The 247-nt window shown below is 35.2% G+C and carries 1 protein-coding gene; it reads left to right on the top strand.

The window, feature by feature from the left end:
• The coding region (locus GQ589_RS12110; RefSeq protein ID WP_160426514.1) for a hypothetical protein at nt 1–247 on the top strand (247 nt) is incomplete at both ends.

Below are 247 nucleotides of genomic sequence, written 5' to 3'. Positions count from 1 at the left end.
TAAGTTATCGCTAAGAGACAATCGAGCAATTGATGCACAAAATAATGTGTGGTTAAAAATTGATGTACTTGATGATAAAAACCGACCGAATAAAGGTTGGGTGTTAGTGAATGGCGAAGGCGCTAAAAGGGTATGTTGTTGGGATTGGTTTGATTTTACGCAGATAAAAGAAACATTATCCATTCTTGATAAACAATACCTTGTTGAAGCAAATGCCTATGCAAGTATAAAAGAAGCGTGTTTTCAA

This window comes from Gilliamella sp. Pas-s27 (assembly GCF_009795865.1).
In the GTDB taxonomy this organism is placed as follows: Bacteria; Pseudomonadota; Gammaproteobacteria; order Enterobacterales; family Orbaceae; genus Gilliamella.
The sequence above is the reverse complement of the archived record's forward strand: the minus strand, read 5'-3'. Positions and strand labels throughout refer to the sequence as shown.